The organism is Cupriavidus pauculus, assembly GCF_008801835.1.
Taxonomy (GTDB): domain Bacteria; phylum Pseudomonadota; class Gammaproteobacteria; order Burkholderiales; family Burkholderiaceae; genus Cupriavidus; species Cupriavidus pauculus.
On sequence record NZ_VZOW01000013.1, the window covers coordinates 1 to 19,296 of the forward strand.

The following is a 19,296-nucleotide window of genomic DNA, read 5'->3' on the forward strand; positions in this document are numbered from 1 at the left end:
CGCCGTACTTCAGGTCCAGGGAGGCACCCGCACCGCCTTCCGAGATATGAATGCCGCCGTGCCACATGCCCTTGGCACTGACGGCGTAGTGGCCAGATGCTTCCTTTTTCAGCAGCGCGTGGAATTCATGCTCGTCGGTTATGTTCTTACCTGCTGCATTCCCTTCTCCTTTCTTTCGGAACGGAAAGGCAAAGGCCAGCAGCTTGACTTTGGTATCGGGCGTGTTTGCTGGTGTCGTCTTTGCCATGCTTTTGCTTATTCCGAGAAGCCGAAGTTCATGACATAGGACTGCCGCGCATCGGACCTTGGCAGCCCGTCGCCCCATGATTTCAGTTCATCCGTCACATCCATCACTGTTGCTTGCTCCTTACCAGCCGTGATCGCGTTCTCCGAACAGGCCGTCGCTTGCGACGCCCGGCCGACATTCTCGTGCGTCAAAACCTTACGCCGCTATCCGACAAGCGAGAACAGCCAATGCGTCGCGCAAACAACAGAAACTGAATAAAATCTGAAATAATATTTTTATGATTTACAGATATTTATCTTTTGATTACTGAGATCACGAACACGGAAATACTAGAAATTCAGATATAAGAAATATCTAGTGCTTACACAAAATAAATTGCGGAAGCTTTACGTCGAATGTTTGACTCAAGCCGCGCTGATCGGCCAACTGAGAGGCAGAAAGCGGCATTTCGCTTGCGAGCGCGCTTGTGGTGCTTGCCGCGGTGGAATTTGGAGCGGTGAGCGGTGCCACCGCACGCGGGAGCCCGTTGCGGGCAACGACATTGCGGCGTTGACGACGACAGATGCGCGCGGATCGTGGCAACCTCTGGCAGGCCGCCAGGCCGAAAAGCCTGGATTTATCGCAAAGGGGGAAACTTCAGGAAAACTGCCGCAGACTTGATGTTGGTCCCGCCGACAGGAATCGAACCTGTATCTAGCGCTTAGGAGGGACAACTTTCAAATCTGGCAAAGCCTTATTCTACAAGGCATAGCGGTTGTTTTCCAAGTCCGGTACGCTAGAATGGGACACGAATGGGACAAATGCCATTCCGACGACTCCACGGGACCACAAGGGAAAGGAACGCAACAACATGGAAAACGAACTCGTAACTGCCCCCGAGCAAGCCACAAAATTTACCCCCAAAGAAGAGAGCATCAAGGTTGGTTCTGGCACGGTTGTAAGCCGTACCAAGAAAGACGGCTCCAAGTCCTATCAAGCCAAGGTTCGCAAGAACGGCGTCAATCTATCACAAACATTTTCTTCCCTAAAAGAAGCAAAGGAATGGATTACCAAGACTGAAGCCAAGCTTCTTAATGGTGAAAGCATTTCACCAAATAAAATCAAGAAAACTACCCTTGCTGAAGTCTTCCAAGAATTTTTGAAAGACAACCCAAAAATTTCGGAAAACAAGAAGGGGCGGATTGAGCGATTGATTCTTGAAATTGGCAAGGTGTCTCTTGAGGAATTCAAGACACGATTTCTGTTCAAGTGGATGGATTTCAAGCTCAATCAAGAAATACCTGATCAAGCCAAGAAGAAAAAATCTCATAAGCTGTTCAACGGCAATCGAACGATTGATGAGAATGGCAATGAGGTAAAGCGGGTCTATAAGCCCGGAACCATTCGCAAGTATTATTACGACATCAAAATGTCGCTTGAGCATCATGCAAAAATGCATGATTATCAGTTCAACTCCAAGCCTTTTGATGAGGTTGCTCCCCCTCCTGCTTGGGGTGATCCTCGTGATAGAAGGCTTGAAGAAGGAGAGCTTGAGAAGTTGCTTGAGGCTTGCAATAAGCTCTATGTCAATGTTGAGCAATCCAAGATTCTCATTCGCTTTCTCGCGTTTTCTGCCTTCCGTGTTGGCGAAACGATGATGATTAAGTGGAAGGATATCAAGCTGAATAAGGATCGTCCTGAAGAGTCGTACATCTTCATTCCGAAGGAAAACCAGAAGATTGCTCACAAAAAAGGTGCGGAAGATCGTTACGCCTCTCTTCGTCCTGAACTCTACAATTTGATTGTAGATGAACTTCTTCCTTACAAGGAAGGAAAAAAGGACGATGACTATGTGTTTTCTTTCTGGTCAAGTCCGGGCTATTTCTATACCCGCTTCAAGAATATTTGCTTCAATGCGGGTTCAAAGGATCTGACCATTCATGATCTTCGCCATGAGGGAGTGAGCTGGTTCTTTGAAAATACGACCTTGTCTGACATTGAGATTGCGAAGATAACGGGCCACATTGAACTTTCAACCTTGCAGAAGTACGCCAAGTTGAGACCTCATAAGACTGGTGCAAAATTGTGGAACTCTATCGTCCAGCAATGAAAAAAAGCCCCGAAAGGGGCTTTCTCATATCCTCCGTGAGCTCGTGCCGTTCTACGCGATGCTCTACGGTCGGGTAGAACACTTTTCTCTATGAAAATCAAAGGGTTACGGAGATTTTTCGTGTTCTACCGTCGCTAAGCGATTTTTTTCGGCTATGTTTGCTCGGTGTATGCGAAGAAGACCACTTCGGGGGCTGCATCTGCCACGGTCTGAGCAAATCGCTCCATTGCGACCTTTCTAGAAGGCATCTCGTAGAAGTAGTCTTCTCTCGTCTTCCAGTTCGTTTTCCACTTCGGGTTGTCAAGCTCAAACTGAAGAGCCTTGTTGATGTGCTTGCCGAAATCATCAGCCGTGGGCTTGTCCCGTATACCTTGGGTCGGCAACCAATCAAGCATTGCCTTGTAGATGCTCTTTCTAAACCAACGAATCTTGCCGTCTTCCGTGAATCGCTGGGTGCTGTCGTCAAGCTCAATGGTTCCGTTCAAGCACTCATAAACAAACTTCAGGGAAGGATTCAAGCCCTTGATAAGCAACTGAACTCGTCCAGCCGTCTTAGGCGAAAGTCTTGTGTTGAATTCAGAAATGTCTCTGTTCTTGAGCATGTAAAAAATAGCCTCAAGACCTCCATTTTCAAGCCATTTGTTATATTCATAAAAGAACTCGCCCGGTTGAACTTGTCCTTTGTATCGTGGTGAGCAATCAAGAACAAAATACCGTCTATCACCTTCTCCAACGGGTACAGCCCAATCCTCGTTAGAAGCTACAAAGAGGCGAATGTAGTTCCTCACTGAGATAACATCCTTGCCCTTCGCATTGATGGTCAAGGTGCTCTCAGTAATCATTGCCTTCATGCGTCCTTCTGCTGCTTTGTCGCCATTGTGAACGGCTTCGTCAGAGAACACGATAAAGGCATCAACCATGTGCCCATTGAAGTTGCCCGTCAAAGCATCTGCTGTAGAGAGGTGCTTGAAGTTATCGGTCAATTTTCCAAGGGTTGACATGATTGTACCCTTGCCGATACCTTGTGCCCCTCTCATGACGATAGCTTTTTGTGGCAATTCCCAAGGCTTTTGAACCATGTGAGCAAGATAGTTCAAAAGATATTCAATACATTCCTTGTCATCGTCACACAAAGCCTCGATGAGCTTCATGAACAGATCGACATTTCCTTCTATTGGTTTAACCTTGAAGCCTGTCCACAAGTTCCAAGAGGTAGGAGCTGCCTTCTCGGTTGGATCAAAGACAATATTCTCGTAGCGAGTTGTTCTCTTGTCTTCAACAAAAGCACTGGTGGAATATACTTTTCTAGGTTCTTTTCTCTTGCCGTCCTTACCAATGACCTCAATCATGTGGAACATGTGGGCATGATATTTGTTGAAGGCTTCAAATTTCTGGAATTGAAGTCCAAGCAAGGGATGGCGAAAACAAACCAAAGGTCTTCCGCCATAGATCAGTATGGAATACTTGGCTCTCAATGTTGCCAAGTCTTTTTCAAGTGCTTGTTCGGGTGTTAGGTCGGATTGAGTGTTTCCGATCAAATTGGAGATACTTTCTTGAGCTTGCTCGGGTGTTAAATTATCGTTGTCGTTATCAATCAAAAGATAGAGCAAGTCTTGCTCATCAAGCTCTTCATTGCCTGGTGGATTATCCCAAGCTGAAAAAGCGTCCTCAAATTCACCAGTCAAGTGAACCGTCTCAATTTCTTTTGCTTGGTTTTCCATGTTCTTTTCCTAGAGCAATGACATGGGCAGTGTATCAGAAAAGCTCTATTGTCGATACACATGGAAAAGCCCCATTTAGGGGCTTTCTTGTTTAACAAGAGCCCATCAAATAATCCCCTTGTTTGACTTTAATTTAATCGGACAATCATTCCACTAAAGACCAAAAGAAAACCCCATTTTTACATGGGGCTTTTTTGTTACCTACTCAGTCTAACAAACAAAGAGAGAAAGGGCATAAATTGAGTAGGCGACGATCTTTTTAGAAATTAAAGCTCATTCCAGCTCCAACTGCTGTCTGTCCACCAGTAGAGGTTGAAACTCCAACAGAGTAGATAAAACGTCTGCTTGGTGAAGCAATCATTGCTTTGATTGCTAAGGCTTGACTACTTCCAGAGAAACCAACTCCGACACCCATCTGAACATGACTTCCGCCGTTGTTATAAACGACACTTGATTGTGCTGCTGCCATTGCTCCAACTCCATCAATTCTTTTCTGTAAGCCGTCAATGCGACCATTCAACTGAGACTGAACTGAGCGAAGTTGCCCCATGTTCGCTGCATCGTGATTTTGAACGCCGTCAGCTACATTGCTGATTGTTGTTCCAGCTCCACCGTTGCTGTTAAGAACAAGATCGCTAGAAGTGGTGTTTGTGTAATCAACTGCTGCTACTGGTGCCCCGCCAGTGATTTTGATTTTAGAGATTTCAGTGTCAGTGTATTGGTTTGCACTGTTCAAGGTCTGGTTGGCGATAGCTTGAACTTGTCCAAGATTGGTTGCCTGATCTGCTTGAGTTGCAGTACCAACTTGTCCGATTGTTCTTCCTCCAACTGCAACCTCATTGTCTCGGGTTGCTGTGGTGTTGTTACCTAATGCTACGGCGTTGTTTGCTGTTCCAGTAGAAGCATTTATACCCACTGCTAATCCACCAGAAGAGCCCATAGAGCCAGTGCCGAATGCTGCGGAGTTGTCGTCTGCTACTGCATTCGATCCGATGGTAGTTGCATTGTGGCCGGCGGTTGAATTGGCACCTACAACTGTTCCATTGTTAGAAGCTCCAGAATTTGCACCGACACAAGTCGCATTGGTATCCCCAGAGCTCGCACAATTGACGTTGTTACCTATTGCTGTTGAATTTGAACCTGGTGCGAAGGCTCCTGTCCCGTATTCTGTACTTCCTGGCCCTGCCGCTAATGCAGTGCTTGTAATTGTTGCGATAGCTAAAGCCATCATTGTTTTTGTTATCTTCATTTTGCTGCCTCCTTTATAGTTTATGTTTTTGGCAATCTTATTTATAAAAGAATTTTAGTTCTTGTCAATATCATCCATAATATATATTAAAAGAAAAACCCCTTTCGGGGCTTCTTTTTAGTTCCCAACGGAGTTTGTTGGAAATCTCACTACGTCCTTCAATGGGTTGCTCATTGGGACATTCAATGATTTGTTGAATGGTGGAATGGGTTGCATAAACCATTTGTTGTAAATCTTGTTGAATTCCCCATTGTTCATTAGTCCCATGATGGTTTGGTCTATAACAACTTGAAGATCCTTTGACTCTAATGTTGTCATGACGCCATAGGGTTCGGTTGTTATTCTTTCTGGAAGCAACTTGAATTTTGATGGGTTCTTGCTCTGGGCAATTGCCCCAGCTAACAAGATGTCGTCACCAATGAAAGCATCTGCTTTTCCGCTTTCTACTAATGCCAAGGTGTCAAGATAATCTTTTCCTTTTGCGTACTTGGTTTTATGTCCTTCCCAGCTTGCTTTAACGCCTTTGTTCGCACTGAATACTGATTCTGTTGCTGTTGTGCCATCAACATAAGCCACGGTGCCAATTCTGTTGTCGCTAAAACCGCGTATCTTTGAGTCGTTTGCTACAACAATACCGATGCCCGCAATTTCGTAGGGAATTGAGAAGGCAACATCCTTTCTGCGAGAGGAAGAGTTGGTTGTTGATCCACATTCCATGTCGATCTTGCCTTCCTTCAACATGGGGATACGGGTCTTTGCTGAAACTTCAACATAGTTAAGCTTCAAGCTTGGGTCTTTTTCTTTGAGCTTGTCAAAGATACGGTTGCAGATATCAACTGCCTCACCCATGTATTGACCGTTCACCTTGTAAGATACGGGGGTGGAGCTGGGTCTAACTCCGACATTGACTACATGATTTTGATAGATTCTGTCGGTTACTGGATCAGCGAAAGAGCTAGTTGCTACTGCTGATAGTGTTGCTAATAATGCGATTGTTTTTAATTTCATAAAGTCTCCTTGTTTTTATTGTTAGTTTGGATTACTTCTGCTCTACGATTGGTTTCAATGCGGATTCGTCCTTTAATGAAACTTTGACTGTGCAACCAACATCTGTTTTGACTAAATCAACGGGGTCTTTGTCTTCAAATGCACTTGAGACAACATCCTTGGCTTGTCTTTTTTGTTCTGGTAAATCAAAGACTGTGTATAGCTGGTCTATTGCATTGCCATCGTATCCGTGAGTCTCAATCAAACCAAACTGTTTGCTCTTGATAGGAGAGCTTGGGTGTGTGTATTGAACGGTTAATTGTTTGCATGAATCAATGGACTTGTTAATGTCTTCTTTTGTTGCTGCAAAAGTGCTTGCTGATAATCCGGCTACTAAAACTGCTAATGCGATTTTTTTCATATCTTCTCCTTGTTTTGAAAGTTATATTTCAAGTTATAAGGAAAAAATCTAGTTTGTCAATCTAATCTATCGGATATATTAAAAGAAACTTGTTGGAGAAATAAAAAAAGCCCTCGAAGGGCTTCTTTGTCTGATAAACGGAATTTAAGGCTTAGTAGTTCAAGTTGTCCAAGAATGCTCTTGCTCTCTCTGTTGCTGGTGCTTCAAAGAATTCCTCTGTGGGTCTGTCCTCAAGAATCTCCCCCTTGTCAAAGAAAGCGATTCGGTTGGAGACCTTGCGAGCAAAGTTGAGCTCGTGGGTTACTACGATCATGGTGGTTCCAGCTTTCGCAAGCTCCCCTAAGAGCTGAAGACATGCCTTGATGTTCTCTGGGTCTAGTGAAGCGGTTGGCTCGTCTAGAAGCAAGATCTCTGGGTTCATGGCAAGAGAGCGAGCAATGGCTACACGCTGCTTCTGACCTCCACTGAGCTGACTTGGTAGCTTATCCATGTGTACGGTCATGCCGACTCGTTTAAGAAGCTCTATGGCGTTGTGCATGGCTTCCTCATGGCTTCTCTTCAATACCTTGACCTGGGCGAGAGTGACATTCTCCAAGGCTGTGTAGTTTGGGAATAGCTCAAACTGCTGGAAGACAATGCCAGCTTTCGTTGCAAGCTCACGGCTCTCATAGTCCCCGTTGTCCTTGCCGTCGATCAAAATGCATCCCTTTTGGATAGGCTCAAGCTTGTTTATGGTCTTGATGAAGGTTGATTTTCCTGAACCAGAGGGACCACAAGCCACTATCACATCCCCTTGTGCAATGACATAGCGGGGAATGTTCAAGACTCTATTGCTTCCGAAATACTTCTCTACTTGTAAAAATTCAATCATGCTGTTTCTCCTTTGTTGTTGATGATTTTTCTTTCTTCTAGGTGGTCAAGAATTCTTCTGACCGCCTGGTCTGTGCTGTAGTGGTATGTCCAATGGCTATCTATGTTGGAAAACAATCTCGCAACTCCATCTAGATATTCATAACCAAAGCTGCATACGTCTCTATGATTAAGGCTTACATAAGCCTCATAAAAATAATCATGATCGTCAATGTAGACTTCCACTGCCTTGTTCTGTGCTACGGCTTGCTCAACCTCTTGAATAGCTGTGGAGATTGCATAGCCTTCGTGCCAATCTAGTAAGTGATAGATGCTCATGCTACCTCCTTGCTCTTGTTGAATTTGAATATGGTGATGCAGATAGCCATGAATCCGATTGTTGCAACCAAAATCCCAGATTCAATGTGTCCGGTTCTGTCTCCAATATGTACCGCTGTTGTGAACCAGTCGGATAAACCTATGACATAGACAAGTGGTGTGTCTTGTATCAATGAGACGGACTGGTCGACCAAGCTCTTTCTGCTGTTCTTGAAGGCTTGGGGCAACACTACAAGAAAGCTCGTTTGCAACTTGCTCAAGCCAAGTGATTTCGCTGCTGCTGTCTGGTCTGGGGATACTCCATTGATCCCAGCTCTGACGATTTCAGCGAAGTAAGCTGACTCAAATAGGCAGAATGAAATGATGGCTGCTGGCAATGCTACATCCGTGAATCCAAGGCTCTTAAAAAAGGTTGGAATGGCTAGATAGAAGCCAAGCAAAACCATGATTAAAGGTATGCTTCGGAAAGTGTTGATGTAGAGCATTGCTGGGATCTGAATAAGCTTGTTTTGGCTGTTTCTTCCTAATGCAAGTAATGAGCCAAAACTGATACCGAAAGCAAGGGCTATGCTGAAGATGAGAGCTGTTGTCTTGGCTCCTTGTATTAGCTCTGGGTAGGCTGAAAAAATTTGTGAAAAATTCATATAGTCTCCTTGTTTGTGAAGCAATATTCATTGATGGTCTTTGTCATTAAGAGAATCACTCCATTGATGATGAGGTAGCAAGTGCATATCGCTAAAAATGCTTCGTAAATCGCTGAGGTATTGTCAATGATGTTTTGAGTCTGTCTAGATAGCTCTATCAAGCCGATTGTTGAGATGGCTGAGGTGTTCTTCACGCAACTCAAGAATTCGTTTGTCAAAGCTGGCATAGCTTGTTTGATAGCCTGGGGAAGCAAGACAAGGGTGTAGCTCTGGCATGTAGAGAATCCAAGTGCTTGAGCTGCCTTCGCCTGGTCTGCTGGTAGTGCTGTAAGTGAGCTCGTGATGTGGCTACTGACTCTGCAAGCTGTGAATACGGCAAGCCCCAAAATTCCCGCTGTAAGGGTCAATGTCATGAAAGCTATGTGCTTGACTGCCTCGGGGAAGAAAACGGCTGGAATCACGTAGTAGGCAAGGAAAAGCATGGACATCAAAGGTATGGAGCGAACTACGGCAAAGACAGCGTTTGTGAGCTTTCCTGTCATGCCTGGTCGGGTTCTTGCGACTCCTAGAGCAATACCCAGAATCAAGGCGATAGCAAAGGCGGCAAGCCCCGTTCCAGCGGACATACCCATCCCTCTCAATACCCAATCCAAGTAGGTTGCCTTCTCGCCAGTGGGAACGGCTTCGGTTAAAAATTCAAAATTCATGTTGTTTGGTCTCCTGTGGTTATAAAAAAAGGGACTCGCAGTCCCCTTGTACTTCTGGCGATGCAGTTGCTTAACGCTGTTCTGCGATTGCTTGCTTCTGAACTTCAGTCAAGCTCAAGCCTAATGGTCCGAAATATTTGTCGTGTAACTTCCATAAGCTTCCGTCCTTGATCATGCTTAACACTTTGCCTTTAACGAATGCTGAGAACTCAGGATCTTTCTTGCTAGTTACGATAGCGATAGGTTCATGAGGAACTAACACGATATCGTCACGAACTTTGAAATTGGTTGAACCAGATTTTTTGATAGTGCCAACAAGTAAGTCTTTGTCAGTGATGAATGCATCTGCCTTGCCGCTCTCAACATCCTTCAATGCCAATGAATATTCTTTAACTGAGTTAATTTGAGTGTTCCATCCGTTTTTGTTTTTAAGTTGATTGATTGCGATTTCGCCAGTAGACCCAGCAACTACATCAACACGAGCATCTTTCAAGCTCTCTAAATTCTTGACGTTGGTATTGTTTGCTAAGGTTGCAACTACAACACTGTCAGAATCGATCACTGCGAAGTCAAAATTGTTTTTCTTCTCTTCTTTCACTGTGGTAGATCCGCATTCAGCATCAGCATTGCCAGATTGAACAGAAGGCCATCTTGTTGTGCCATCAACGGGAACATAGTTAATTGTCGTGGTTACTTTGTGCTGCTTGTCGAATTCTGCATGGATGATTGCGCAAATCTCTTGGCTGTAGCCCTTGTATCCGTTTGCTGTCTTCTCTGAATAGGGAATTGAAGACTCTCTTGAGCCAACGTTGAAAGTCTTGCTGTGAATGATTCTGTCAGTCACTTCACCAGCGAATGAGCTGGTTGCTGTGAATGCTAAGGTTGCTGATAAAGCATAGGTAACGATTGTTTTTAATTTCATACTGTCTCCTTTGTTGTTTGATCTGGTTGGTTTAGTGTTTTGTGGTTTCTTGTGAAGCTTTTAATGTGCCGATAGCAACATGATGAACGGCTGCTAACTTGAAAATCTCATCAATGTATTGAGCAAGGCTGATTTGATTTGTTTGATAGGCTGTGTGTGCGGACAAAAGAACCTGTGAGAAAATTGTTCCAGTGACAAGTCCATCACCTTGGGCTATCTTGTTGCGAATGGCAGCTACATGTTTTGAGAATTCAATAGATTGATCCTCTGGTAAAAATAGTTCTAATACTGATACTTTGTTCATGGCTTCTCCTTTGTTGTTGAAATTTAATTGAACTACTCCTTTTTATAAGGAAAAAATTAAATTTGTCAATCTAATATATCGGATATATTAAAAGATTTTTCGTTTAACCAATAAAAAAGCCCCTCTTCGGGGCGTGTGGTGTATTCAAGATATCGTCTTTTTTTATTTAGCAGGCCACTTTAGATAGTGGGCGAAAGCCTTGGATTTATAGTTCAATCTACCACTCTTGAATTTCATATAGAAATCTGAAATAGCAAGTCTCGCAAGGTCCGAATAAAAAATCTCTTTATCATCAAGAATGTCATCAATCTTGCCGTCTTCTGTCTCGTCGTAGATTAGGAAAAAGTTTTTGGCCGTCTTGTCTCTGGTGTCGGTGTCATATCGTTTAAGTGCCTTCCTCTTTGAGAAGATGTCATGAACATCAGCAATGGCAATCTGAAGAGCTAGAGAGTGAGATACCTTGAAGTAGTCGGCAATCTCAGCGATTTGTTGGCGGTGCTTGGGGAAAGGTTCTAGCTTCAAGACTCTGCTATGTTCCTTGCTTTGTTCTTTCTTCTGCATCATAGATCCCCCTCTATGACGGCTTTTGCTGTCGCCTTCATGAAGTTCTGATACTTCAAATCGTTGTGGTCTGCCAGATTGATTAGAACTTGCTCATCAAGAGCAACTGCCCATTGATCATCTGGATAGGATGTACCGAAGGCGTCCTCAATTGCTTGAGTTGGGTTTTCGGCTTCAATCTGAACCTGTATCTCTTCTAGTACGACTTTTGTTCTTCTCATTGTTACTGTGTATGTCATGCTGTCTCCTTATAGTAATGTCATGTGCATGGGGGAATTGGCTGCTCTCCACATTGCTCCTGGTAGAGCTTGGACAAGCCAGCTAGACATATTGAGAATGTGATTGTGTGGAAGAAGATTCCAACAAGCGATACCAACTACTGATGCAAAAATTAGAACAGGAAGAGCGTCATGAACGGAAGTCATATCCTCTTTCTCAACAACAAACCAATCCCCAAGGTGTTCGCAAAAAAGATTGTTGATGGATTTCTTGGCATATATCCACAAAAAACCGACAATGAAAAAAGCGGTAAATGGTGGCAAACTCAGTAGCGATAATAGGATGTTCTTCTTATTCATGGTATTCCTCTTGTCATTCATAAGTTATATTAAAAAAATTCAAAAGATCAAGAGGGAACCCTTTTGTCGACTATTGATTTGACAATAGCCTCAAATTGATGATAATAAATTTATCAACAATGAGGTTTAATATGGCTTATTACAATAAAAATAAGAATGAAGAAAACAAAGAAAGAAAAGACCACTTTCAAGAGTTGACTGACAAGCTTATTAAAAGGCTTGAGGACGATATCAATTATGAAAAACCTTGGTTCGTCTGCAATGAAGCTCCTTTCAATCCCGTCACTGGCACAAAATATAGAGGCATCAACTTCGTTTCCCTATTGGAGAACGGCTATGACGATCCTCGCTTCTACACATTCAACAACATCAAATCCCTTGCCGAAGAAACGGGACAAAAGCTCCATGTGAGGAAGGGAGAACATGGCTCACCAGTCTTCAAAGCCGTCCAAATTGAAATCAAGGCAAAGAAAGACGGAGAAGTAGAGATCGGCAGTGATGAGGGTGAAGGTAAAGAAAAAGCCAAAATTTGGGTGCTTGCCTACTCTGGAACGGTCTTCAACGGCTCCCAGATAGAGGGGCTTGAGCCTTACCAATTCCGTGAGAGACCCGCCTTCCAGCAACAAGAGGAAGCTGAGAAGGTTATTGAAGCCATGAAGGCCAAAGGGGGAGTCGATCTACACTTCCACTCAGAGGGCAAGGCTTTCTATCAACCTAGTGCGGATCGTGTCGTCTTGCCTCATCGTGAGCTGTTCAAGAACGATGCCTTGTTCTATCGCACTGCCTTGCATGAATTCGGTCACTCCACGGGGCATCCTTCAAGACTCAACAGAGACCAAACGGGAGAATTCGGAAGTGCCAAATATGCTCGTGAAGAGCTTGTTGCTGAGCTGAGCTCGTATTTCATGGGTGCTGAGCTTGGGCTTCCCTATGACGGCCGAACTCATGACAACCATGCTGCCTATGTTAAGAGCTGGCTCCAAGCTCTCAAAAACGACAAGAGCTTTATTGTCAAAGCCTCACAAGCTGCCGCCAAATCGGTTGATTTCCAACTCACAAAACGAGATGAGTATGTGAAAGACCTTGAACAACAAAAAGCTACCTCCAAGGCTTACGATGACATGATGGCTAAACTTGGAAAAACCACAAGGGAGCGAGAACAACAAAAGACGGTTGCACTCAGCCGATAATGTTTAACCCGATATCCTTCCTCTTGAAGACCAAAAAAGCTCCTAGTCGGAGCTTTAATTTTTTTCGTGTGTGCCTGGAGTATTACTGGATTGCAGCAATGCGAGCATTGTTCTTGTCGGTGCCGATAAGTTGAACTCTCTGACCAACAGCAAACTTCTCATCTGTCTTTTCAGTGATAGCAACGGTTGCTCCAGTGTCTTCCATCTTCAACACGAACTCAGTAGCTTTGTTATTAGATAAAGCTCTCTCGATTGCTTGACCTCCGATAGCTCCCAAGATAGCTCCACCAAGGCCGCCAAGAATTTTGCCTCTTCCACCACCGACTTGTGTACCTATTGCTCCACCAGCAACACCCCCGCCTAAAGCTCCCACTCCGCTTGTGTTCTCTTTGATTTGAACATCACGCATGGCAATGATGGTGCCGTAGCTCACATGAACAATGGAATTGCTCTGTTGAGCTGTGTATTGATTGCTTGTTGGAACTAAGCCAGCACAACCAGTCAATAAAATACTTGTGGCGATTAAGCTTGTTAAGATTGTCTTCTTCATATAGTCTCCTTTAAAGTTATATTTCAAGTTATAAAGAAAAAATGAATTTTGTCAATCTAATCTATCCGATAGATGAAAATAATTCTGTCGGAAAAATAAAAAGCCACTCGTGAAAGTGGCTTAAAAGAATGGCGAAGAATCAATCAGAACGGTATGTCGTCAAATTCTTTTTCTTTTGATGCTGCCTTGCCTTTAGACTTGGTAGCTGGTTTTGTCTTTGAGGATTTTTCGGCTAACTGATCTATGGCTTTATCTGCTTTGTCTTCTGGTGCTTTGGATTGAATTGCAAGCTGCTTCAATCTCTCTTCGGCCTTTGCGAATTCAGTCTTTTCAATATCTTTGTTTCTTGGTTTATATTCGTTGATCTTGCTTGCTTTCCATTTCTCATCAAACTCAACATACTTCATTGAGCCAACTGGAAACTTCTGAGCAATCACTTCGTCGCGTTTTGCAAATTCGCCTGGTGCTAGTAAGTTGGAAGTTGGAATAGCTCTCAAGAATCTGATTTCGTCTTTGCCTTGGGTGTCACCAAACAATACATAGTAGCTTCCTTGCTCATTGGTAAGCTTTCCGTCTTGGCCTTTGATATAGCCGATAATTTCGCCGCCGATTCTGGAAGGTGCAACCTTGTCCTTTCCAGTTCTTTCATCCTTGATGACATTGCCTTGCTCGTCTTTGACTTTCTCGGTAGGAACTCCAAACTGAAGTACAACGGTTGGGCTGGTTACTCCCTTGTCGATTGCCATTTCAGACAACATAAGCTCTTTACGGTCAATGACTGCTTGCATGTCTCTTTCTTTTCTTGAGAAAGCTGTGCGAGCATCACGAACCTTGAAATTGAAGTTCTTGATGTCTTCTTCACTTGCCAAAGCATCTAAGCCTACGGCAAACATGGTTTTCTTTTTTCCGCCAGTATCAAGTTCTTCGGCAAATTTTGAGCCGTCCTTGTTCTTTCCTTTGAATACGAAATTCACATCGTAGTCATAGGGTGCTTCAATAACATATCTACCGTGCTCAGGATCAGGAATAACGGAGATTCCATCTTGAAAACCAGTATTGATTCTTGCTTGTGTTCCTTGACCAGCCATTTCTTTCATTGCGCCCATGATGGACCTCCCATTAAATAATTTAATGTTTAACTTCTACCTCGAAAAAAAGGCTTGTCAAATTCTCATATATGGGAGGGATGAAAAAACCCTCCGAAGAGGGCTTGTGTGGTCGGTTATTCCTGATAAGTGGTTAAGATAAATAGACTGCTCCACTATGACGATTTACATCATGGGAACACCTATTAGATTGCTGGATGTCCCCCGTCCCACATGCTTTTTTTTTTCTGGCACTGCTTCTCGCTCTGGTGTTACCACATTCAAATCAAAGCTTTTACCTTCCTCAAGAAGCTGCTCTTTCAAAGGGGTGAAAGTGTCCTGCTGCTCGATCTGTGGATCTGCTGCTTTGCTTGGGTCGATCTTCATGCCGCTGTTAGAAGTGACAGCTTGAAAATCTGCTGGTGCTGCGGTAGTGCCAAGCAAGTAAGCATAGGCTTGTGGATCTTGGAACAAGGCTCCCATGTAGAGCTGAGAACGGGTGTCGTACTTGCGAACTCCATTGAGCATGTAGCTGTATGTGAAGCCCTCGGCCGCCCGTTTGCAGTCAGCTTGAGATTGGCTGTTCGCACAAGCCTTGATATCCGCCTTCAAGTGGGTCCAGTTCAAGTTTCCAGTCTTGTAGACGTGGTAGTTGATGACCGCTTGCTGGTTGGGCTTGAGCTTATTCCATGTGGATTGCCCAAGAGCTCGTACAGCTACGGGATTGAAGTTCATATCTCGCATGACCTGGGCGGCTCTGGTGGCTTGCTCGGGGCTGATCTGGGTGCGGGGTATCAATGAAGGGCTGGGGTTCTTGTTGCCGCTTATCGCAACAATTGCTGCTTGGTCGGATGGAGACATCCCGATTGCTTTGGTGATCGCTGAATTCGTTGTCTTCGTTTGGAAGCTCACATTCCATCCATTCCCGGTGGCCACACCAATGTTGTCGTGATAAAAGGTCGATCTGAAGCCTTCAACTTCTGAGACAACAGATTCGTAGTAGTTGCCCTTGGCAAGCTCGGCAATCGCTACCTGGCGAGAGGTTGATTTGCTGCTCTTCTGATAAGCAATCTTGCCGATAGAACCGCCTACAGCCGTTTTTTGAGCCTCGGTTGTTGTGTTGGTATCACCTTGGGCTTTTAGAGGCTCTACGGGCTGATTTTGGGGCTGTTTAGGTTGTGCTGGAAGGTTCATTGAGAACATGTCCGCATCATCTGCCTTCTTGGTGTCTTTCTTATCGTCGTTGCATCCAGTAAGTCCAGTTAGTAATACTGTCAAAACTAGAGCAAGGATTTTGTTTTTGTTCTTTTTATCCATGCCGTCCCCCTTACTGATACCAAGCTTTGGTTGCTGGTTGAGGGGTTGGTTGAACTGGTGAACTATGAACGGTTGGAGCTGCTTCTTGGCGAGCTTCTACATGAACCTTCTTGGCTCGTTTCTCAATTTTGTGAACGGGTTTCTCTTCTGGGATAGGTTTCACATCCTCAACGGGCTTGGCGATGGGAGCTTGTTCTTGTTGTGGAACTGGAGCCTTGCTAATCTTGTTTGGTGCATCTGGTAAGTCATAGCAATGTGGTGGCTTGTAGGCTTCCATCTCATGTAAAGCCTGGATGCCGTCCTTTGTGTTCTTCAAGTTATTACTGTGTTGAAGGTTGTATTCGTCGTTATAAGCCATGCACTCCCTGAAAGTCATGTCTTGCCATCTCTTGGGAATAGCTTTTGGCGTCTCTGCTACGGGCTGGGGGGTAGGTGTAGAAGCTGGAACTGATGGAGCTTGCTCTTGAGGTTGTTTTTTGACTTCAGCCTTGGGAATGTTCATGACGAACATATCATTGTCAGCTTTCTTCTTGTTCAATGCGAAATATGAGCCAGTCCCAATAGCTGATGCAATCAATATGCCTCCACCAATCAAGGCAACCTTCTTCTTGGTTAGATTTAATTTCATATTGTTTCCTTTAAAGTTATATTTAAATTTATAAAGGAAAATGAAATTATGTCAATATCATCCCTCTGATATATTAAAAGAAAACCCCATAAATAATAAAAGCCACCAAGATTTCTCAATGGGGGCTTATGTCTTTAGGTTGTTTATGCCGCTTCTTTGTGAACCATATGCTGAGCTTTGTTGATGATTTCATTTGCAGACTCAATAGAATTGTCAATCTCTTGGAAGTCATCATTGTAGGCAACTGCTTCATAGATACTTCTTCTTGTCACCATGCCTCGTTGGGCGATACCAATTGCTGTGAATGGTGTTTCAAGCTCTTGAATACAATTCTCATTGAAGATGTGTTGTGGTTCTTTGGATAGCTGGATACTTGCACCACATGGCATTTCACCTGATCTGTTGGTTTGATTATACATTGGATTCTTGGGATCACTTTCTACCTTACGAACTCGTGCCACTGAGTTTCTATGGAAGAAACCATCAAGCTCAGAGAAAGAAAATGCTTTAAGTTTTTTTCTTTGTGGGTTGGTGGTATCAAACCAAGGTGTACCCATTTGAAGCTGAGCATTCTTTTCAAAATCAATGATTGGATTTCCGCCTATCTTCTCAATCACTCTTGCTTTGCCAATTTTATGTTGAACATAAGCGTAGGTTGCTTCTGTGGATTTGAATGAGAAGATTGAAGCAAAAGCACCCATAAATTTACCTCCACCGTCTTTGCCGTACTTCTCGTAGATAGAGTCAATGTTTTGGCTTGCGAACCAGCAAACAAGCTCAAGAGAACGTGCTTCTGGCAAGATAGCTAAATCCATCTCATCAAGGAATCGTTGGCACTCGTCAACAAACAAGAAGACACGGCTGTAACCTCTTTCAAGAGCATTGTTTCCTCTGTTTTTGATTTCGTTGTAAAGACGTGCCTTCGCTAAAGATTGGATAGCAAGTCCCGCAGATCCATACTTGGATTCTTCAAGTGCTATACCGATCTTTGCTCCCATCAAGATATCGCTAAGGTTAAAGTCTGATGTCTCAGAGTTGGCCCAAGGTCTTAGGTATTCAGATTGAAGGAATATCATCAACCAGCTTTCCACATTAAAGACAACAGAATTTTTTGTTTCGTCTGCCAGTTCGTTAAAGCGAATGTATTTCTTCAAGGCATCGTTCAAGATAGTGCCGTCTTTCATCAAATCTATTTTTGCTTGGCCTTCCGCAAACTGATCCAAGATTGGATGAGAATATTTCTCTTGTGGCTCATCGTTTTCGTCAAGGTATGCAACCATTTGAGAAGGCTTCGCCATATCAAAGATGGTCTGAATGTGAGCTGCTGGGGAATTGCTAATCCCTTTGTACTTTACAAGTGCCTGGTGAAATACCATGCCGTAGAAAAGCAAGCTCTCACCAGCATTCATCCACACTGAGTTTGCTTTGTGTTCTGCTCCAGCAAACAAGTTCAAAATCGTCTTGGCGAAAATTTCTGGTTTTTGGTTTTCGAAGTAGTTAAAGTTTTTGACTGTCTCTGGGCTAACAACCAAGTCCAAAATCTTGCGAACTTCCCAAGGTAAAGGTCCCTTACCGTCAAGAACCAACATACCGTTTTTGTAGTTGACGGGATACTCATCAACTCCTTTGGCAATTGGAGTCTTGCTAAATTTGCTTTTCAAGTTTGAGAAGCCTTCGGCAAGCTTCTGTCTCAATCCCTTCTTGTTAGGAACCCCATCTATTTCTCTGGTGGTATCTAATGCGGCTGTAATACTCATATTGTCTCCTTTGTAGTTATTTCTTTTTCTGCATCATCTAATAATTTTTCGTCTTCGTAGTTGGCGATTTTTTCGCGGAATCGTTTTTCCACTTCAGCTCTCATTTCGTCTTCATACAAGGCAAGGGCACGAAGAGCTCTATCTTTTGGTTTCTCACCTTTGATCTCTGGAACCATCTGAACGGCGAACTCTAATTCCTCCTTCCAGATTTCATCCTTGATTACCCCAGCCATGATGTTCTTAAGGGAGGTAGTTTTACCTGTTCCTGGTGCTCCGAAATAGAATCCGTGCTGTCTCTGGTCTTGGACTGTTTGACCAAAATCCAAACCTTTATCTGGTGCGAAAGAATCACCTCTTGCTGATAATTTTCCTGTTGCTCGACCAATCTTCACGAACCAAGTCAAGTCTTCAAGAGCTTTTGCCATTTGCTTGCTTCTAGCTGCACCTTGAGAGCGAAGATTGGAAGCAATTGCTCCATTGTGCGTTGTGCCGACATCCGCTAATTCAAGAACATGTCGACCAAAAGTTCTTTTGTAATACACATAGGGAATTAGCATTGACCAGAAAGGCAACAACAAAGACAAGAAACTGAAATGTGAGAATATTGATGAGGCTTGAGCTCCATGCATGGCATAGGCTTGCATCAAGGTATCCATGTGAGTGAAGAATTCATATGCTCCGAAAATTAAAGCTAAAATGATGAGCGCCGTAAACAATCCAAAACTCTTAAAATCAAAAAACATGGGTCTCTTAACTTTAATAGCAAGTAGCGCATACAAAGCTATTACTATCATGGCGATTGTTTGAAGATGTATATTGTTTAAGAACTGAAACAATCCAAAAACAAAGCCCGCCATACCTAAAACGATTGGGACCACGGGACTGTCTCCACCTACATGAAAATCTTCTTGAACAAGAATCCCAGCGGTAGCAAAGCCATTTGAATTCACTAAACCATCACCATGTCGGTCATTCAAATCTCTGACTCGTGGGTGATCAACTTTGGGAACATCATGACGCTCAAAGCAATCGTTGATGATTTCCTCTTCTTCATTGGCATACTGTTGGATTGGGAACAACCCCTTCATGTACTTGCTAGTTTTTTCTAGCTTCTGCTGTATTTCGTCTTTTATTTCATTTGCGTCCATATC

The 19,296-nt window shown here is 43.7% G+C and carries 23 protein-coding genes; 2 read left to right on the top strand and 21 right to left on the bottom strand.

Annotated elements, in window-relative coordinates:
- Positions 1 to 247 (bottom strand): hypothetical protein (locus F7R19_RS14875; RefSeq protein ID WP_150981122.1); only part of this gene is annotated, 247 nt, incomplete at its 3' end.
- An 8-nt stretch (positions 248 to 255) separates the two neighbouring features.
- Positions 256 to 438 (bottom strand): hypothetical protein, encoded by a 183-nt coding sequence (locus F7R19_RS14880; protein ID WP_150981123.1) that lies wholly within the window; start codon positions 436 to 438, stop codon positions 256 to 258.
- Between the two features lie 659 nt (positions 439 to 1,097).
- On the opposite strand from F7R19_RS14880, the gene F7R19_RS14885 reads away from it, so the two are divergent.
- On the top strand, positions 1,098 to 2,336 hold the full coding sequence (locus F7R19_RS14885) for a tyrosine-type recombinase/integrase (protein ID WP_064804353.1): 1,239 nt from the start codon (positions 1,098 to 1,100) through the stop codon (positions 2,334 to 2,336).
- Positions 2,337 to 2,488: 152 nt separating this feature from the next.
- Here F7R19_RS14885 and F7R19_RS14890 read toward each other — a convergent pair whose 3' ends face one another.
- From F7R19_RS14890 to F7R19_RS14950, 13 genes are all read right to left on the bottom strand, one after another.
- The gene (locus F7R19_RS14890) at positions 2,489 to 4,057 is read right to left on the bottom strand and encodes a DUF5906 domain-containing protein (protein ID WP_064804351.1); all 1,569 of its coding nucleotides are present in this window, start codon (positions 4,055 to 4,057) and stop codon (positions 2,489 to 2,491) included.
- Positions 4,058 to 4,316: 259 nt separating this feature from the next.
- On the bottom strand, positions 4,317 to 5,306 hold the full coding sequence (locus F7R19_RS14895; RefSeq protein ID WP_082932837.1) for a YadA family autotransporter adhesin: 990 nt from the start codon (positions 5,304 to 5,306) through the stop codon (positions 4,317 to 4,319).
- Positions 5,307 to 5,423: 117 nt separating this feature from the next.
- Positions 5,424 to 6,314, bottom strand: coding sequence for an amino acid ABC transporter substrate-binding protein (locus F7R19_RS14900; RefSeq protein WP_082932836.1), 891 nt, complete (start codon positions 6,312 to 6,314; stop codon positions 5,424 to 5,426).
- A gap of 31 nt (positions 6,315 to 6,345) precedes the next feature.
- Positions 6,346 to 6,714 carry a hypothetical protein gene (locus F7R19_RS14905; RefSeq protein WP_150981124.1) on the bottom strand — a complete coding sequence of 123 codons (369 nt, stop codon included), beginning with the start codon at positions 6,712 to 6,714 and terminating at the stop codon, positions 6,346 to 6,348.
- 151 nt (positions 6,715 to 6,865) lie between these two features.
- Positions 6,866 to 7,585 (bottom strand): amino acid ABC transporter ATP-binding protein, encoded by a 720-nt coding sequence (locus F7R19_RS14910; protein ID WP_064804349.1) that lies wholly within the window; start codon positions 7,583 to 7,585, stop codon positions 6,866 to 6,868.
- On the bottom strand, positions 7,582 to 7,902 hold the full coding sequence (locus F7R19_RS14915; protein ID WP_064804347.1) for a hypothetical protein: 321 nt from the start codon (positions 7,900 to 7,902) through the stop codon (positions 7,582 to 7,584). The genes F7R19_RS14910 and F7R19_RS14915 overlap by 4 nt, the downstream gene beginning before the upstream one ends.
- Entirely contained in the window at positions 7,899 to 8,546 is a 648-nt protein-coding gene (locus tag F7R19_RS14920; protein ID WP_064804345.1) for an amino acid ABC transporter permease, read from the bottom strand. The genes F7R19_RS14915 and F7R19_RS14920 overlap by 4 nt, the downstream gene beginning before the upstream one ends.
- The gene (locus tag F7R19_RS14925; RefSeq protein WP_064804343.1) at positions 8,543 to 9,253 is read right to left on the bottom strand and encodes an ABC transporter permease subunit; all 711 of its coding nucleotides are present in this window, start codon (positions 9,251 to 9,253) and stop codon (positions 8,543 to 8,545) included. The genes F7R19_RS14920 and F7R19_RS14925 overlap by 4 nt, the downstream gene beginning before the upstream one ends.
- A gap of 70 nt (positions 9,254 to 9,323) precedes the next feature.
- A complete protein-coding gene (locus F7R19_RS14930; protein ID WP_082932835.1) occupies positions 9,324 to 10,175 on the bottom strand; it encodes a transporter substrate-binding domain-containing protein in 852 nt (283 codons plus the stop codon).
- Between the two features lie 31 nt (positions 10,176 to 10,206).
- The gene (locus F7R19_RS14935; RefSeq protein ID WP_141718684.1) at positions 10,207 to 10,479 is read right to left on the bottom strand and encodes a hypothetical protein; all 273 of its coding nucleotides are present in this window, start codon (positions 10,477 to 10,479) and stop codon (positions 10,207 to 10,209) included.
- Between the two features lie 162 nt (positions 10,480 to 10,641).
- Complete coding sequence (locus tag F7R19_RS14940) at positions 10,642 to 11,043, bottom strand: hypothetical protein (RefSeq protein ID WP_064804339.1); 402 nt, start codon at positions 11,041 to 11,043, stop codon at positions 10,642 to 10,644.
- Positions 11,040 to 11,279: a hypothetical protein gene (locus F7R19_RS14945; protein ID WP_064804336.1), complete on the bottom strand. Its 240-nt coding sequence runs from the start codon at positions 11,277 to 11,279 to the stop codon at positions 11,040 to 11,042. The genes F7R19_RS14940 and F7R19_RS14945 overlap by 4 nt, the downstream gene beginning before the upstream one ends.
- Positions 11,280 to 11,288: 9 nt before the next feature.
- Positions 11,289 to 11,618 carry a hypothetical protein gene (locus F7R19_RS14950; protein ID WP_141718682.1) on the bottom strand — a complete coding sequence of 110 codons (330 nt, stop codon included), beginning with the start codon at positions 11,616 to 11,618 and terminating at the stop codon, positions 11,289 to 11,291.
- A 131-nt stretch (positions 11,619 to 11,749) separates the two neighbouring features.
- On the opposite strand from F7R19_RS14950, the gene F7R19_RS14955 reads away from it, so the two are divergent.
- Positions 11,750 to 12,808 carry an ArdC family protein gene (locus F7R19_RS14955; RefSeq protein ID WP_064804333.1) on the top strand — a complete coding sequence of 353 codons (1,059 nt, stop codon included), beginning with the start codon at positions 11,750 to 11,752 and terminating at the stop codon, positions 12,806 to 12,808.
- Between the two features lie 82 nt (positions 12,809 to 12,890).
- Here F7R19_RS14955 and F7R19_RS14960 read toward each other — a convergent pair whose 3' ends face one another.
- From F7R19_RS14960 to F7R19_RS14985, 6 genes are all read right to left on the bottom strand, one after another.
- Complete coding sequence (locus F7R19_RS14960; RefSeq protein ID WP_141718680.1) at positions 12,891 to 13,358, bottom strand: glycine zipper 2TM domain-containing protein; 468 nt, start codon at positions 13,356 to 13,358, stop codon at positions 12,891 to 12,893.
- 143 nt (positions 13,359 to 13,501) lie between these two features.
- Positions 13,502 to 14,464, bottom strand: a complete 963-nt coding sequence (locus F7R19_RS14965) for a hypothetical protein (protein ID WP_141718679.1) — start codon at positions 14,462 to 14,464, stop codon at positions 13,502 to 13,504.
- A gap of 165 nt (positions 14,465 to 14,629) precedes the next feature.
- The gene (locus tag F7R19_RS14970; RefSeq protein WP_064804326.1) at positions 14,630 to 15,760 is read right to left on the bottom strand and encodes a hypothetical protein; all 1,131 of its coding nucleotides are present in this window, start codon (positions 15,758 to 15,760) and stop codon (positions 14,630 to 14,632) included.
- Between the two features lie 10 nt (positions 15,761 to 15,770).
- Complete coding sequence (locus F7R19_RS14975) at positions 15,771 to 16,388, bottom strand: hypothetical protein (protein ID WP_150981126.1); 618 nt, start codon at positions 16,386 to 16,388, stop codon at positions 15,771 to 15,773.
- A 143-nt stretch (positions 16,389 to 16,531) separates the two neighbouring features.
- A complete protein-coding gene (locus tag F7R19_RS14980) occupies positions 16,532 to 18,145 on the bottom strand; it encodes a TraM recognition domain-containing protein (RefSeq protein ID WP_064804322.1) in 1,614 nt (537 codons plus the stop codon).
- A complete protein-coding gene (locus F7R19_RS14985; protein WP_150981127.1) occupies positions 18,142 to 19,293 on the bottom strand; it encodes an EccA family type VII secretion system protein in 1,152 nt (383 codons plus the stop codon). Before F7R19_RS14985 ends, F7R19_RS14980 begins: the two co-directional genes overlap by 4 nt.
- Positions 19,294 to 19,296 lie beyond the last annotated feature (3 nt).